Origin of the sequence: Veillonella sp. R32 (assembly GCF_010093125.1) — a bacterium.
GTDB lineage: Bacteria > Bacillota > Negativicutes > Veillonellales > Veillonellaceae > Veillonella_A.
On sequence record NZ_NMZQ01000004.1, the window covers coordinates 60,927 to 77,883 of the forward strand.

Consider the following 16,957-nt stretch of genomic DNA (forward strand, 5'->3'; position numbering starts at 1 on the left):
AGTCGGTTCATAATTTTTTTTAGAAGCGTGTTTTTATAAGAGCATTTTTATATCATTACATTTAACCATATGGGTGGCCCCATGCTTAGCTATCTTGGTTGCATTTAATAATTCATTTAAAAAGTGAAAATTGTAGAACGATTGAATTAATAATCATTTCTATCTTCATGACTATAACCTAAATCTTCATATGTAAATTTAAATTCTTTTTCATGCCAAGTTAGTGCATATTTATATTGCATTTTATGATTATTTTTTACGTGCTCAAGAATTAAGACATTAGGGTTATTAGGTGTAATTGCAAAATAGCTAGAGCTAGGGGCAGAATCTTGACTAAATGGATTATAATAATTTTTAGTATCTATAAGTGTCAAAAGAGAGGTTGAAGGTGACTCAGGATATGATGTATATAAATAAGTATAGTTTGGTGTATTAGGTTCAAAGTTGATTATTGTGACAGCATAGAAATTTCGTTTAGATTGATCATCATGGAAAGCAGAAATAAGGGCTTGGCCACTTTTGAAATTTTCAAGGGGGATAATTTGTGCAATTTTTTTATTAACATATAAAGAAAATGTATATTCTGTAAGTTCAGCTGTAATTTTACCATCACTGGTTTTTATCGTATTTGGCTCTGGTTTCATAAATTTATAGACTGGATAGCGGAGTGAATAGTTACCTTGATAGGTAATTTGAGCGAAACTTAAAGAGGTAAAACTTAGGAAACAGATAAAAACTAATAAAGGAATCCATTTGAACTTGCCGAAGTTTTTCATAATATGACCTCCAATTATTAATACAAAATTTTTTAAAATTGATAATATTATAATTTTAGTATATCATTTTAGGAGATAAAATTGTGAAATATTTATGAAAGAGTTATAAAGAAAAGCTATTTATTTGGCAGGTATTTCTTACCGAAATATATACTACTAGTAAGCCTCTTTACTAGCTTGGTATAGTTACCTTTAGTATAATAAAAGCAAAGAACTACCTATTATAATACAATTGACTAAGAGATTCACCATGAAAGGAGTTTTTATGCGTTACACTACAATTCCTACTACCGATATTAAAATTTCACCACTTACGGTGGGTTGCATGAGCTTTGGTAAAGATGTACTAGGGCAGAAGTGGAGTTTAAACCCCTCTGAAACATATGATATGGTTAAGTTAGCTCTTGATTTAGGACTTAATTTCTTTGATACAGCTAATCAATATGGTGACGGCACTAGTGAAGAATATTTAGGACAAGCGCTTAAAAAGCTAGTGACTCGTGACCAAGTGGCGATTGCTAGTAAAGTATATTTTAATGAAGGCAAATTATCTAAAGACGCCATTGCCCGTGAAATTGACGGTTCTTTGAAGCGCTTAGGTACAGATTACCTTGATTTATATATTATTCATCGCTTTGATTATGAAACGCCTGTGGAGGAAACCATGGAAGCGCTACATAATTTAGTGAAAGCAGGCAAAGTAAGAGCTTTAGGGGCTTCCTCGATGTTCGCGTTTCAGTTTCATACTATGCAACAAGTGGCGGAACGGAATGGTTGGACACCATTTGTGGCTATGGAAAATCACTATAATTTATTGTATCGTGAAGAAGAGCGTGAAATGATTCCTCTTTGTAAACAACAAGGGGTTATGTTGATGCCTTATAGTCCTTTAGCGGGCGGGCGATTAGCGCGTACAAATTGGCAAGAAAAAACAAAGCGCAGCGAGATTGATACGATTGCAAAACGTAAATATGATAGTACTGAGGAGCAAGATTTGCCTATTGTGCAACGGGTCGCTGAATTAGCAAAAACTCACGAGGTTACTATGTCACAAATTGCCTTGGCTTGGCAATGGGCGAAAGGCATTACGGCGCCTATCGTAGGGGCTACTAAGGCCAGTCATATTGAAGACGCTGTAAAAGCGCTTGATGTGACTTTAACAGGTGAAGAAGTAACTTATTTAGACGAATTATATGTGCCTCACAAGATGATGGGCCCTATTCCTGTGCCTGCTGATAAATAAATGGAATCATATTTGAGGTAAATATTTAATAAAATATAAGCTTATAGGGCAAAATATCATATAACAAAATATAATACAACATAATAAAAGCAAAAAGGTGTAATCGATGGGAGAATTCGATTACACCTTTTTACATATTTAGTTTATATATTTAGTTTGTATAACTTAAGCTAAGCTAGCGCGTAAGAACCAAAGTTGTTTTTCATAGTATGCCAAGTGATCTTCCATAAGGGATACTAAGGCAAAGTTGTCTTCTTCATCAGCTACGCTACGGATTTCTAAGGCAAGGTCAGACATAAGTTTAAAGTCTGCTTGTAGAATTTCGTATACTTCTTTTACGCTGAAATTGCGACCGTCTAATTCTTCAATAGACGCGATTTTTAAGTATTCAGATACACGAACCACTGGTTCTTCACCTTTCATTTTTAGAAGTTCTGCGACTGCATCGTAATATTCGAAGGCATTGTCGTATACACTTTCTAAGTATTCATGAGTTGGTACAAATTGAGAACCAACTACATTGAAGTGTAGGTTGTGTAATTTTACATTCCAGATGGCTAAGTTTGCTAAATATTTGTTTACTTCTTGTACGTTTTTCATAATATGCTTCCTCCTAGTTTTGAAACTGACTGTATTTACAGTCCTTTTGATTTAAAATTATATTTTACAATTTGTGTTGCTTTTTTAGATTAGCAACGAGTTTTTTATTAGCTGGTTAAACTAATTTAGATTCAATTTATAATCATTATCCGTTGCTATGTGTATATCATAACATAGACAATTATCGATGTCAAATAATTAATAATAATTTTCCGTTAATTTTAAGTATTAGTTTGTTGTATTATTTTTTAGTGAATGAATTTTGATTATTTTGTGATTCTTTAATTATACTAAAAATGGCGATGAACTCAGTTAAACACTAAGTTCATCGCCAGTAAGAGCAACATATTTTGTCCTATAAGTTTATTTTAATTAACATTTTATACCAGCCGCTTTACGCGCATAGAACCAGTAGGTTAAGACAATTGTAATAACCATAAAGATTAAAATAATATAGAAAGCAGGCATAACGGACTGATAGGTGCTATAGGCCCAGCCAAACACTTTAGGAATGAAGAAGGCTCCGTAGGCACCAATAGCAGCGGTAAATCCTGTAACTAAGGACGATTGCATGCCATTAGTAAAAATATAAGGAATCATGCGGAAGGAAGCGCCCGTTTCAAGACCTGTCATAAAGAATAAAAATAGGAAGCTACAGAAGAAGAGTGTGAAATTATGAGCGGTAATGCCGTACATAATACCAATAGCGCCAAGGAACATGCCTACTAAAGACCAGAGCGTAATGGTGGTGCCACTATTGATTTTATCGGATAGCCAACCGCCAATAGGACGAATACCAGCGCCAATGAAAGGCCCTAGGAAAGCACCGTAAGCAAATGGAATTTCAGGAAATTCTTTTTGTACTAATAAACTAAGGGCTACGGAAAAACCGATAAAAGCGCCAAAGCCACAAGTATAGATCCATGTCATAATCCAAGTATGTTTATTGGTAAAAATACTCATCATGGAAGCAGGGCTTTGCTTCGGCAATGGTAAATTGTCCATGTATTTCAAGATAAGGCCTAAAGTAATGACTATTTGAATAATCCCTACGTAGCAGGTGTTTTGTAAAAATAAGAGGGTACCATCTTGCATGGTTTGTGGTGTGCCTACGAAGGGGGCGAATATGGTCATGCCCATTACAATAGGGGCCATGAGGAAGATAATGGAAACTCCTAAATTACCGATGCCGGCATTAATGCCTAGTGCAGTGCCTCGTTGGGAACGAGGAAAGAAATGGCCAATATTAGCCATAGAAGAGGAGAAGTTAGCGCCAGCAATACCTAACAAGGCTATATAGATAAAGAAGGTTTCATAGGACGTAGTCGGATCTTGCAAGGCTTGGGCCAGGCCCCATAGAGGAATGAGTAAAAGGGCTGTGGCAAAGAAGGTCCAGTTGCGACCACCCAGAATCCCGGGCATATAGGTATAGAGTAAACGGCCCGTAGCCCCCACTAAGCCAGGCATAGCGGCTAAGGTGAAAAGCTGTTCGTCGGTAAAATGAAACCCTACGGCATTGAGTTTTACTGCAATGGTTGACCATAAAGTCCATACGCAGAAAGAAATAGTGAGGGCGATGGTTGATACAATGAGATTCTGCTTAGCAATACGTTTACCATATTGATTCCAAAATTGTTCGTTGTCAGGTTGCCACTGAGCTAGAATTTCACGGCGACTCAGTGAAGCGGTAAGGTCGGACTTGGTTGACATGAATACACTCCTTTAATAGCATCTAATCAAAGTATATAAATATATTAGGTATTAGGTTTAGGATTCGACAATCTAGGCTGCTATAGTTGATAGCGCTAAAAGGGTTGTAGGGTTAGCGCTATCAGGTATAGGGCATGACAGGGTAAGAGACCCTTGTCTAATTGGAGTATAAGAAAAATAAAAGGCCTTGTATGTGATATTTATCACTAAATAAAAAGAATGTTAGAAAAGGGTGATTAGGGTTTAATAGAAGTCATGTATACATATAATATAGTTTTATAGAAAAGCTTCGATGTATAATGCTAAATATGCTATAATGAATGAGAATATAAATGCTTATAGGGAAAGGGCGTTGAAAGGGACAAAGAAATAAGACTGAGGTGCTACGTATGAAGTATACGTTTGAAATGGTGAAGGAATTAAGGGCTTTTCATGGATTACGAGAAACTGAATTTAATGATGTAATAAAAAATATTGGGGCGTATAGTAAAAGTTTTAAAAAGGGCGGTTATATTACATTAGCGGAAGAGGAAATTCGCTGTGTTAGCGTGATTATTAAAGGCACAGTTCACATGATGAGTGAAGATATTTGGGGCAATCGCTCCATTTTAGTCTTTATGAATCGGGGTGATTTATTTGGGGAGTCTTTTGCCTGTAGCTCGCATCAGGTATCGTTAGTTAATTTTTATGCGGCCTCTGATGTAACGGCGCTGTATATTCCCTTTGATAAACTATTAGCCTTTGCAGCAAAAGATGTGGGCCCTTATCGTCAATTAGTGCAGAATATTATGACTTTGGTGGCGGATAAAAATGTGCGTATTTTGCAAAAGTTAGAGATTGTATCTAAGCGTAATTTGCGGGATAAGTTGATGGCTTATTTTTCGTATATGGCTAAAGTTTGGGGGCGCATGGAATTTGATGTACCCTTAGGGCGCGTGGCTTTAAGCGAATACTTATGTGTTGATCGTAGCGCTCTTACGCGGGAGTTATCTCGGATGCAAGCAGATGGCTTAATAGAGTTTGAAAAAAATCATTTTAAAATATTGGTACCAGCAGATTCGTTAACATAAGAGGTTAAGAAGCGCTTCTTATTGTTAGATCGCGTTAGGTGTTAGCTAATTAAATACAAGATGAGAAAGGTCGGTGTAAGAGACACCGACTTTTTATTTTATGGTCTTTTTAGAGGTGTATCGATGGATGTGTCCAAATGGATTAAATTTATTTACCTTGTGTGATTAAAATCACATAACCTAAAGGCCTCCTTTGGTATGCTGAAAGTAATAAGGAGGGACACAGCATGAACACGTTCTTTAAGAAATTTTCCTATTTAGCACCTAAAAGTAAAAGTGAATCAGGTCATCAAGCCGTGTATGAAGGAGGCCGTGATTGGGAATCCTTGTATCGCAATCGTTGGTCTTATGATAAAGTCGTACGGTCCACTCATGGCGTTAACTGTACAGGGTCTTGCAGTTGGAATGTTTTTGTCAAAAATGGCATTGTCACTTGGGAAAATCAGGATCATGATTATCCTGAAACAAGTCCAGATATGCCAGATTTTGAGCCTCGTGGTTGTCCTCGTGGGGCATCGTTTTCATGGTATATGTACAGCCCTTTGCGGGTGAAATACCCGTATGTACGTGGTGAATTGGCGGATATGTGGCGTGCCGCTAAAAAAGAATACCCTAATGCGTTAGAAGCTTGGAAATCGATTGTGACAGATCCAGAAAAAGCGAAGCGTTATAAATCGGCTCGTGGTATGGGCGGTTTTGTGCGCTCTACTTGGGAAGAAGCGTCTGAAATTACGGCGGCATCTATGTTATATACGGTACAGACTTATGGGCCTGACCGTAATTTTGGGTTTTCACCAATTCCAGCTATGTCTATGATTAGCTATGCAGCAGGCGCTCGTTTCATGAACCTTATGGGTGGTGCTTGCCTTAGTTTCTATGATTGGTATGCCGATTTGCCACCAGCTAGTCCTCAAGTGTGGGGGGATCAGACGGATGTACCGGAAAGTAGTGATTGGTATAATGCAGGCTATATTATGACTTGGGGGTCCAATGTTCCTCAGACTCGTACGCCAGATGCTCATTTTCTAACAGAAGTACGTTATAAAGGCACTAAGGTTATCTCCGTATCCCCTGATTATGCGGAATCGACTACCGCTGCGGATACTTGGTTGAATGTAAAGGCCGGTTCTGATGGCGCTCTTGCTATGGCGATGGGACATGTTATTTTAAAAGAATATTATGTAGATAATACGACGCCTATGTTTGTGGACTATGCCAAACGATATACAGATTTTCCATTTTTAGTGCAATTAGAAGAACAAGATGGCAAGTTAGTGGCGGGCCATTTCTTAACAGCTAAAATGATGGGCGACAAGTCAGCACATAGTGAATTTAAGTACTATGTATTAGATGAAACGACCGATTCATTGGTGATTCCTAATGGGCAAATGGGGCATCGTTGGAGTGACAAAACAAAATGGAATTTAAAATTAGAAAATAGTGAGAATGGGGCACCGATTAATCCTGTATTATCGTTTATTGATAGTAATGATGCTGTGAAGGCCGTTACGTTACCATTCTTTGGTCATTTAGATGAAAAACGTACACTAGACCGCCATGTACCTGTTAAGCAATTGCAGACTCGTACAGGCACTGTATATGTGACAACTGTATATGATTTATTACTTGCTAATTATGGTGTAGATCGCGGGCTAGGTGGCGAGGTTAATACGGATTACAACAGTGATACGCCATTTACACCAGCTTGGCAAGAAAAATATACTGGTATTGCGCCAGATATGGTGATTCATACGGCTCGTGAATTTGCAGATAATGCCATTGCTACGGGCGGTCGTTCCTTAATTATTATGGGCGGTGGTATCAATCACTGGTTCCATGCGGATGTAATTTATCGCGCTGTATTGAATCTTGTATTATTCTGTGCCTGTGAAGGTAAAAACGGTGGCGGTTGGGCGCACTATGTGGGCCAGGAAAAACTTCGCCCTGCTGAAGGTTGGGGCGCTATTATGAGTGCTAAAGATTGGCAGCCAGTGCCTCGTTTACAAAATGGTACGTCTTTCTTCTATTTCGCTACGGATCAGTGGCGTACTGATGAAATGGATACTGACGATTTAGTATCGCCATTGGCAACGCCACGCTATCGTCACGTAGGTGATTATAATGTGTTGGCCGCTCGCCTTGGTTGGTTGCCTTCCTATCCGACCTTTAACAAAAGTGGGGCCGCTATTTTTGAGGAGGCTAAACAAGCAGGCCTTACTGAATTTGGTGATGTAAAAACATTTGTGGCACAGCAGTTAAAACAAAAAGAATTATCCTTTGCTGTAGAAGATCCTGATGCGCCAGAAAACTTCCCTCGCAATCTCATTGTATGGCGTGCGAACCTCATTACCTCGTCGTCTAAGGGTCACGAATACTTTATGAAGCATTTGCTAGGCACGAAAAATGGGCTATTAGAAAACCATGAGCCAGTCGCTAAGCCAACTGAAATTAAGTGGCGAGAACAAGCGGGTGAAGGGAAATTAGATTTACTAGTAGATTTAGATTTCCGCATGGCTGGTTCTGCTTTGTATTCTGATATTGTGTTACCAACGGCTACTTGGTATGAAAAAACTGATTTATCCTCTACCGATATGCATCCTTTTGTGCATCCCTTCCAGCCCGCTGTTGATCCTGGTTGGGAAGCCAAAACAGACTGGGATATATTCTTGACTTTAGGTAAAGCGGTTTCAAAATTAGCAAAAGAAGTGAACATGCCTGTATATCGCGATATGGTAGCTATGCCACTGCAACATGATTCGGAAGCAGAACTAGCGCAACCAGGTGGTGTGGTGAACGATTGGAGTCGCGGGGATTGTGAACCTATTCCAGGTAAAACTATGCCTCAACTGGTAGAAGTGACACGTGATTATACGCGTATTTTTGAAAAACAACGTGCGTTAGGTCCTAATCTAGCGAATGGAGCCGTAGGCGCTCATGGGATTGCTGTCAATATTGGTGAGCAGTATGAAGAATTAAAAGCCCGTAACGGTGTGATTCGTGATGCTAGTTTAGGTGGTGTTAAAGAAGGAAATACGACGGAGGTTGCTACTGGTGATGTAGGGATTGGCTGTCCTTCGATTGAAGATGCGTACCAAGCCTGCCAAGCGGTACTTACCATGTCTTCTGCTACGAATGGGGCCGTTGCACATAAGAGCTGGGCTAAGGCGGAAGAATTAACAGGCCTTACGGATTTAACCAAAATGACAGGTGGCCGTAGTGGTGAACACATTACCTTTGAAGATATTGTGGCTCAACCACGCTTGGTTATTAGCACGCCAATTTTTACTGGTAATGGTAAAGATAATCGCCGTTATACGCCGTTTACGAATAATGTGGAATTACTCATGCCATTCCGTACCATTACAGGGCGTCAATCCTATTTCTTAGATCATGATATGATGGCGGAATGGGGCGAACAAATGGCTACATATAAACCAATCTTAGCTTATGCGCCTATGCGGGAAGCTCTGCCAAATGATGGGACCCCAGAAATTACACTCAAATATTTAACGCCTCATAATAAGTGGAGCATTCATAGTATGTATTTTGATACGCCACAGATGCTTACCTTATTCCGTGGTGGTCAATCCGTATGGCTTAACGAGGACGATGCCAATGAAATTGGCGTTACTGATAATGATTGGATTGAATTATACAATAGTAATGGTGTAGTGGCCTCGCGGGCGGTAGTGACGCCACGCATTCCACGCGGGTTAGTGTATATGCACCATGCGCAAGATCGTCATATTAATGTACCTGGCACTAGTTTTACTGGTGGCCGGGGTGGTACACATAATACGCCAACGCGTATTCATATGAAACCAACCCATATGATTGGTGGTTATGGACAATTAAGTTATGGGTTTAACTATTACGGACCTACCGGTAATCAACGCGACATGCTTGTGGTAGTGCGTAAGATGAAGGAGGTTGATTGGCTTGAAGATTAAAGCACAAATTTCCATGGTCATGAATTTAGATAAATGTATCGGCTGTCATACCTGTTCGATTACTTGTAAAAATACGTGGACTAACCGTGAAGGGGCCGAATACATGTATTTTAATAATGTGGAAACGAAGCCTGGTATAGGTTATCCGAAACATTGGGAAGACCAAAATCGCTGGAAAGGCGGTTGGGTGTTAAAGAATGGCAAGCTGGAATTAGCGACGGGCTCTAAAGGTAATCGCTTAATGAAACTATTTTTCCATCCTGAACAGCCTGAATTGAAGGATTATTTTGAACCTTGGACCTATGACTATGAAACATTGATTCATTCTAAGCGTAAAAATAATCAGCCTGTAGCACGACCGCGGTCGTTGATTACTAAAGAAAAAATGGAAATAGAATGGGGCCCTAACTGGGAAGACGATTTAGCAGGTGGTAGCACAGCTCGTGCTGATGTGAATTTACAGAACTTAGGACAGAATATCGCTCTTGATTTCCACGATATTTTTATGAAATATTTGCCACGCCTATGTAATCATTGTTTAAATCCTGCTTGTGTAGCCGCTTGTCCTTCGGGGGCAATTTACAAGCGTGATGAAGATGGGGTAGTCCTTATTTCACAAGATGTATGCCGTGGTTGGCGTCATTGTGTACCAGCTTGTCCGTATAAAAAGATTTATTATAACTGGCAGACTAATAAAGCTGAAAAATGTGTGTTCTGTTACCCCCGTTTAGAAAATGGTTTGCCACAGATTTGTGCTGATACTTGTGTAGGGCGCATGCGCTACGTAGGAGTACTGCTTTACGATTTGGATAAAGTTGCGGCGGTAGCATCTACTGAAAATCCACAAGATATTTATGAGAATATGCTAGATGTGGTGTTAGATCCTCGTGATCCGGCTGTAATTAAAGCTGCTCGGGAAGAAGGAATTCCAGAAAATTGGCTAAAAGCGGCCAAAGAGTCGCCCGTTTATCGTTTAATTAAAGAGTGGCAAATTGCTTTACCTCTTCATGCAGAATATCGTACGGTTCCTATGGTGTGGTATGTGCCGCCAATGAGCCCAATTTTACATAAACAAGCGTCGTCGGTTCATTTCCCCGAAGCAGAGGCTATGCGCATTCCGGTAGCATATTTGGCACAATTACTAGCTGCTGGCAATGAAGCGGTGATTCGCCGTGTGTTAGATACTTTATTGGACTTACGTCGTTACATGCAGCAGCGAACTCGTGGTGAGGCAACGACCGCGTTTGATGAAAAATATGGGCCTCATGCTTTGTATGATATGTATCGCTTACTAGGCATAGCAAAGTATAAAGATCGTTTCCGCATTCCCGCAGGTCTCAATGCTTCACAAGAAGAAAAACGATTACATCAAGGCGTAGGTGGTTTTAGTGATTGCGCCTTTGGTGGTTGCTCTGGCAGTGTAGGGGCTGGTGGCTGTTCAGGAGGTGGTTGCCATGAATAATACGGTGGCACCAACGTTAGGGACTGACGCATCACAACGATTACATAGGGCGCAAGATGTTTTACAAGTGTGTGCTTACCTATTAAGCTATCCTAGTGAAGCTTGGTGGGTGGCTTTAGATGAAGTGGCCGCACTCATAGCGACTTGGGCAGAAAGTCCTGTTAAGGATAGCTTAGGCTCCGTAGTGGAATATATTACAAGTCAAACACAGCGGGACTATGAAGATGAATATGTGCGTGTATTTGATTTTAGTGGTAATACTAATATGTATTTAACGTCGTATGATGCAACAAATGCGGAAGAACAAGCGGCTGAATTGTTGGTGTATAAAGAGTTTTACCAAAAGCATGGTTATGAAGTGGTGCGTGAATTACCTGATTATGTGCCAGCTTTGTTGGAGTTATGCAGTACATTAGCGGTAGCTGAGGCATTACCTATTTTGACGCATAGTAAAGCTAGTTTAGCCGTTTTGCGTCAACGCTTGATTGATAGTCAACAAGTACAAGCTTTTGTTTTAGATGTGATTTTGCTGGTGATTGAACGTTGGGAGGGGGCTACACGATGAGTGAGTTTGTATGGGTCGCTTTACCGTATATAGCGTTTACCTTCTTGGTGATTGGCTCAGCAGTGCGCTATACGGTATCGGAGCGCAATTGGACCACTAAGTCGAGTCAGTTTTTAGAGAAAAAACAATTGCGCATAGCAGGACCTTTGTTCCACTTTGCCTTATTATTAGTTTTCTTTGGCCATGTAGGTGGTATTTTGGTACCTCAAGAAGTGACGGAAATGGTAGGGGTAGATGAACATCTGTATCATGCGGGGGCTTTATATATTGGTGGTTTGGCTGGCATTTTATTAGTAGTAGGCTTTTTATTGCTTATGAAACGTCGCTTTGGCACATCCTATATGAAGGTCAACACATCGTCCATGGATGTATGGCTCTTTGCTTTTCTAGGCATTACTATTTTGACGGGGTTTTTAGGGACGATGATGAATGCTGATGGTGCATTTAACTATCGGGCTTATATCGGCCCTTGGTTTCGCAGTCTCTTAGTATTGCAGCCGCAACCAGAGCTAATGCTCAACATTCCACCTATCTTTAAAGCCCATATGCTGTCTTGGATGATAGTGTGTATTATCTTCCCTTTTAGTCGCTTAGTGCATTGCTTAAGCTTCCCGTTCCGCTATTTGAATCGAAGTGCTATTGTGTATCGCAAGCGGTAATTTAGAGATTTTATAGGGAGTTTATAAGGTATATATTAAATAAATTGTTATTTCTTGACAGGTTTAGAATATTATTTGCTAGGCAGATATTTGCAAGGATATTCAATTAATTTGTGATAAGACAGGGTTTTATAACTTTTGGTTGTGAAACCCTGTTTTTTCATTGTAAATTAATGATTAAACAGGGGCATAGGCTATACCGATTGAGTATAGGTGTCCGTAAAACGTCAAAAAAATAGGCTAAAAAGTCTTTTTTGCACATTACATACCGTCAAAAAATGGGAAATTAAATATATAATTGGTAATTATTATCATTAATAAAAATAGTTAAATTCGATATACTCCGTGTATTTTAGAGAAAAACTTTTTTCCGTATAGCCTAAATTTTCTCGTAAATGGGCGTAATCTTTGTATAGTGTGTGCAGGGAAAACGTATGTATATAATGTAGAGAAATGTAACAATATACAGACACATAATGGGGAAAAGATATAGAGAATAACTTGTTAGTTACCTTCAATTTTTATAAACTTATAGACTTGTATAATTAGTGAATATTGATACAGAAAAACGATAAAAAGAGTACTCTTTTAGTAGGCGTTTAGTGGCAGGAGCATAGTTAATAGCTTTAAATATTGTATTTTGCAAATAGTTCTCAATGGACATAAATACTTGATTAAACTGCATAGGACTTGTTTGAAAGCCCTTGTCATGTGTGCTATGATTAAGTCATCAGAAAACTCGTTTTAAGTTGAGGAGGGATTACTTTGCGTACTATTGATGTAGCAAAAGTGACGGAAACAGTAGCCCAAATGTGTAAAAATGCGGCTTACTATTTACCACAAGATGTATATGAAGGCTTAAAAGCTGGTCGTGAAACAGAAAAATCTCCTGTAGGTTGCGTTGTATTAGACCAAATTATTAAAAATGCTGAAATTGCTCGTGAAGAAGATCGTCCAATCTGCCAAGATACTGGTTATACCATCGTATTCTTAGAAGTTGGTCAAGATGTACACTTTGAAGGCGGCAACTTAGAAGACGCTGTTCAAGAAGGTGTTGCTAAAGGCTATGTAGAAGGTTACTTACGTAAATCTGTAGTAGCAGAACCTTTATTCAACCGTAAAAACACTGGTAACAATACACCTTGCATTATCTATACTCGTATTGTTCCTGGCGACAAAGTTAAAATTGATATGGAACTTAAAGGTTTCGGTTCTGAAAACAAATCTGGCGTTAAAATGCTTGTACCAGCTGATGGCGTTGAAGGCGTTAAAAATGCTGTTATGGAAATCGTTAAAAAAGCAGGTCCTAACCCTTGCCCTCCAATGGTTCTTGGTGTTGGTATCGGCGGTACTATGGACTATGCAGCATTGCTTTCCAAAAAAGCATTACTTCGTTCCACTAAAAAACGTAACGATATGCCAGAATACGCTAAATTAGAAGAAGAATTGTTAGAAATGATTAACAAAACTGGTATTGGACCTCAGCTTGGTGGTACCACTACAGCGTTAGCAGTTAATATCGAATGGGCTGCTACTCATATTGCTGGTCTTCCTGTAGCCGTGACAATTTGCTGCCATGCAAGCCGTCATGCTGAAGAAATCATTTAATTTGAGGAGGAAGATTGAAATGGCTGAAACAAAACACATTACCACACCATTAACCGAAGAAGTATCCAGAACGCTTCGTGCTGGCGACAGCGTGTTGATTACTGGTAAAATTTATAGCGCTCGTGATGCTGCTCATAAAGTTATGACTGAAGCATTAGCTCGTGGCGAAGAATTGCCAATCGATTGGCATGACAAAATCGTTTACTATCTTGGACCATCTCCAGCAAAACCTGGTGATCCAATTGGTGCAGCAGGCCCTACTACATCCGGTCGTATGGATGCTTATACACCAACAATGCTTGATCAAGGTATCAAAGGCATGATTGGTAAAGGTTCTCGTTCTAAAGAAGTAGTAGAATCCATGAAGAAAAACGGCGTAACTTATTTCGCTGCTGTTGGTGGTGCTGCTTCCTTAATCGCAAAATCTATTAAAAAATATGAAGTTATTGCTTATGGTGACTTAGGTCCAGAAGCATTAGCTGAATTGACTGTTGAAGACTTCCCAGCTATCGTTGTAATCGATAGTGAAGGTAATGACTTCTACAAACTTGGTCAAGAACCATATCGTCAAGAAGACTAATTATTAGCTATATAGGGTACACGATTACGAGTATGGGCAATGTAGTCACTGCCTATATAGACAAATACAAACACTAAGGCATTCCAACAAGTGCTAGTTATACTAAACAAACGCAGAACACGGCTTTTTATAAGCCGTGTTTTTGTTATTTATTTTGTTATCTATCTAGGTCTTTTATGATAGATTTTTATAGTGGATACCCTTATATTGACAAGTATTTTCAAAGGCTATATAATAATTATATAGAAACATATGAATAGATGTTCATATGTCGTAATAAATGATTAGGAAAGCTAAGTAGACTTTCTAATAGGGCATGAGTATAGGTTACCTAGTAGAAAATGAGTTACTATGTATCGTTTTAGTTTAGACAGACACACGAGGAGTTAATAATGGAACGAATCTTATTGCTTAAGAATTTAACATGTGCGAACTGTGCCGCTAAAATTGAAGATCGCATTAAGGGATTGGAAACAGTGAGTGCCGCTTCGTTTTCGATTGGTACGCAACAACTGCGGATTACATCAACCGTGCCTGATACTACGGCGTTAGTTTCAGAAATTCAAGGGATTTGTGACTCCATTGAAGACGGCGTAGAAGTACAAGTTTATGAGCGTAAAGCTAAAGGGGCTCACAAGCATGATCATGACCATGTTCAGGGAGGCGGCCTAGTTGCGATAATTATAGGTGCTTTAGTCATGCTGGTGGAAGCTTTTGCAGAGGGGATTCCGAAGCCTATTGAGCTAGGAATGCTACTAGCTACTTACTTATTATTAGGGTGGGGCGTTTTATGGAATGCTATTAAAAATATTAGTTCTGGCCAAGTTTTTGATGAAAACTTTTTGATGAGTGTAGCCACGTTAGGGGCTTTGATTATTGGTGAAACGCCAGAAGCGGTAGGAGTTATGTTATTCTATCGCATTGGTACTTATTTTGAAGAACGGGCTACGGAACGAAGTCGTTCGGCGATTATGGATGCGATTGATATGCGCCCTGAACAAGTACGCTTAGTTGATGCTCAGGGCCGTGCTGGTTTAGTAAATCCTGAAGAAGTGCGTATTGGTCAGACAATTGAAGTCTTGGCAGGTGAGCGAATTCCGTTAGATGGTACTATTATTGAAGGTACAACGCGTATTGATACGGCACCGGTAACCGGAGAGCCTGTACCAGCGCAAGCGGGCCCTGGTACTGAAATTTTATCAGGCTGTATCAATCAGAGTGGTCGTATCTTAATGCGCGTAGATAAGGAATTAAAGGATTCTATGGTAACGCGTATTTTAGATGCTGTAGAAAATGCAGCCGCTACTAAACCTAAGTTGGACCGCTTTATTACACGCTTTGCTCGTGTCTATACACCTATTGTAGTGGTGTTAGCTGTGCTAGTAGCGGTCGTACCGTCCTTGATTACGGGCAATTGGTCTTACTGGATCTATACAGCGCTTACCTTCTTGGTTATTAGTTGCCCTTGCGCCCTTGTATTAAGTGTACCGTTAGCTTTCTTCTCTGGCATTGGCCGTGCTTCTCGGGTCGGTATCTTGTTTAAAGGTGGTTTATCCATGGAAGCCTTGACTAATGTTAAAGCCGTAGCTATGGACAAAACAGGTACGCTTACAACGGGTGAATTTGCAGTACAAGCTATTGATAGTGCCACAGGCTTTGATGAGTTGTCAGTATTAGCTCATGCAGCGGCTTTAGAAGTGCGCTCTACGCATCCTGTAGCGGTTAGTATTGCCAACGAAGCTAGAAAACGAAATATGTTTATTGCCAGTGTGGAAGATCTTACTGAGTTGTCCGGTCGAGGTATGACTGGTATTGTAAAAGGTGATACCGTAGCCGTTGGTAATCGTCGCCTTATGGAAGAACTTCAGGTTACAGGTTATCCTATTGAATCTACTGCTTATGGTAGTGAAGTATTAGTGGCTATTAATGGTCAATATGCAGGCTCTATTTTGATTTCAGATAAATTAAAGGCTGATACTAAAGAGGCTATTTTAAAATTAACGAAACGGGGCCTTAAAACGATTATGTTGACAGGTGATACCAAGGCTGGTGCTACGTATATGGCTAAAGAAGCCGGTATTAGTGCGGTTCGCGCCGAATTGTTGCCAGTAGATAAATTAAGCGTTATGAAGGAATTACGCCAAGAATATGGTTCTACTATGTTCGTAGGCGATGGTATTAATGATGCTCCTGTTTTAGCTGGTGCTGATGTAGGTGGTGCTATGGGCAGTGGTGCTGATGCCGCTATTGAAGCCGCAGATGTAGTGTATATGCGTCCTAGCATTAGCTCCGTGGTTGAATCCTTCCGTATTGCTAAGAACACCATTTCCATTGCTTGGCAAAATGTAGTGGTAGCTTTAGGTATTAAAATTTTAGTTATGATTTTAGGCCTCTTTGGATTTGCCAATATGTGGGTGGCTGTATTTGCTGATACAGGGGTTTCCATTCTTTGTATATTAAACTCCATTCGAATTTTGTATAAAAAATAAATATTCGTAGGCACGTAGTAAGCGTTCTTTGCTTCGCTCCTGCGGTTAAAACGGCTCTTTGTCAAATTTTGGGGCGCTAAAGAGATTATGCACTCTTAGGAAGGACATGCGACGTAATTGTTGCGTGTCCTTTTTTAGCATTAATGAATAAAATCCGATTACGAAAGCGTTCGAAGTTTTGTATTCCAAACGCACAACGTTTCAGTGCTTTTATTTTATTGTTACAACCTTATGTAAAGCCGTTT

At 39.7% G+C, this 16,957-nt stretch carries 12 protein-coding genes and 1 pseudogene; 9 read left to right on the forward strand and 4 right to left on the reverse strand.

All coding sequences use genetic code 11. The annotated features are described in order from the left end of the window. Nucleotides 1-146: 146 nt before the first annotated feature. A complete protein-coding gene (locus tag VER_RS01600) occupies nt 147-776 on the reverse strand; it encodes a hypothetical protein (protein WP_162099142.1) in 630 nt (209 codons plus the stop codon). A gap of 265 nt (nt 777-1,041) precedes the next feature. Between VER_RS01600 and VER_RS01605 the strand changes: the two genes are divergently transcribed. Continuing rightward, nucleotides 1,042-2,019, forward strand: coding sequence for an aldo/keto reductase (locus tag VER_RS01605; protein ID WP_162099143.1), 978 nt, complete (start codon nt 1,042-1,044; stop codon nt 2,017-2,019). A 165-nt stretch (nt 2,020-2,184) separates the two neighbouring features. On the opposite strand, the gene VER_RS01610 is transcribed toward VER_RS01605, so the two are convergent. Beyond that, nucleotides 2,185-2,619 (reverse strand): DNA starvation/stationary phase protection protein, encoded by a 435-nt coding sequence (locus tag VER_RS01610; protein ID WP_162099144.1) that lies wholly within the window; start codon nt 2,617-2,619, stop codon nt 2,185-2,187. Between the two features lie 372 nt (nt 2,620-2,991). Beyond that, the gene (locus tag VER_RS01615; protein ID WP_162099145.1) at nt 2,992-4,329 is read right to left on the reverse strand and encodes an MFS transporter; all 1,338 of its coding nucleotides are present in this window, start codon (nt 4,327-4,329) and stop codon (nt 2,992-2,994) included. Nucleotides 4,330-4,718: 389 nt separating this feature from the next. Between VER_RS01615 and VER_RS01620 the strand changes: the two genes are divergently transcribed. The 8 genes from VER_RS01620 (at nt 4,719) to VER_RS01655 (ending at nt 16,712) form a co-directional block, all read left to right on the forward strand. After that, nucleotides 4,719-5,399 (forward strand): Crp/Fnr family transcriptional regulator, encoded by a 681-nt coding sequence (locus VER_RS01620; protein WP_162099146.1) that lies wholly within the window; start codon nt 4,719-4,721, stop codon nt 5,397-5,399. 227 nt (nt 5,400-5,626) lie between these two features. Beyond that, a complete protein-coding gene (locus tag VER_RS01625; RefSeq protein WP_162099147.1) occupies nt 5,627-9,349 on the forward strand; it encodes a nitrate reductase subunit alpha in 3,723 nt (1,240 codons plus the stop codon). Beyond that, complete coding sequence (narH, locus tag VER_RS01630; RefSeq protein ID WP_162099148.1) at nt 9,339-10,811, forward strand: nitrate reductase subunit beta; 1,473 nt, start codon at nt 9,339-9,341, stop codon at nt 10,809-10,811. The genes VER_RS01625 and narH overlap by 11 nt, the downstream gene beginning before the upstream one ends. Beyond that, nucleotides 10,804-11,376 carry a nitrate reductase molybdenum cofactor assembly chaperone gene (gene narJ / locus VER_RS01635; protein ID WP_162099149.1) on the forward strand — a complete coding sequence of 191 codons (573 nt, stop codon included), beginning with the start codon at nt 10,804-10,806 and terminating at the stop codon, nt 11,374-11,376. The genes narH and narJ overlap by 8 nt, the downstream gene beginning before the upstream one ends. Further along, a complete protein-coding gene (gene narI, locus VER_RS01640; protein ID WP_162099150.1) occupies nt 11,373-12,035 on the forward strand; it encodes a respiratory nitrate reductase subunit gamma in 663 nt (220 codons plus the stop codon). Before narJ ends, narI begins: the two co-directional genes overlap by 4 nt. 765 nt (nt 12,036-12,800) lie before the next feature. Then, nucleotides 12,801-13,643: a fumarate hydratase gene (locus VER_RS01645; protein WP_162099151.1), complete on the forward strand. Its 843-nt coding sequence runs from the start codon at nt 12,801-12,803 to the stop codon at nt 13,641-13,643. A gap of 19 nt (nt 13,644-13,662) precedes the next feature. Beyond that, nucleotides 13,663-14,223 carry a Fe-S-containing hydro-lyase gene (locus tag VER_RS01650; protein WP_115310464.1) on the forward strand — a complete coding sequence of 187 codons (561 nt, stop codon included), beginning with the start codon at nt 13,663-13,665 and terminating at the stop codon, nt 14,221-14,223. A 392-nt stretch (nt 14,224-14,615) separates the two neighbouring features. Then, the gene (locus VER_RS01655) at nt 14,616-16,712 is read left to right on the forward strand and encodes a heavy metal translocating P-type ATPase (protein WP_162099152.1); all 2,097 of its coding nucleotides are present in this window, start codon (nt 14,616-14,618) and stop codon (nt 16,710-16,712) included. 85 nt (nt 16,713-16,797) lie between these two features. Here VER_RS01655 and VER_RS01660 read toward each other — a convergent pair. Further along, a pseudogene (locus VER_RS01660) lies at nt 16,798-16,929 on the reverse strand (hypothetical protein); the annotation flags it as partial. Between the last annotated feature and the right edge of the window lie 28 nt (nt 16,930-16,957).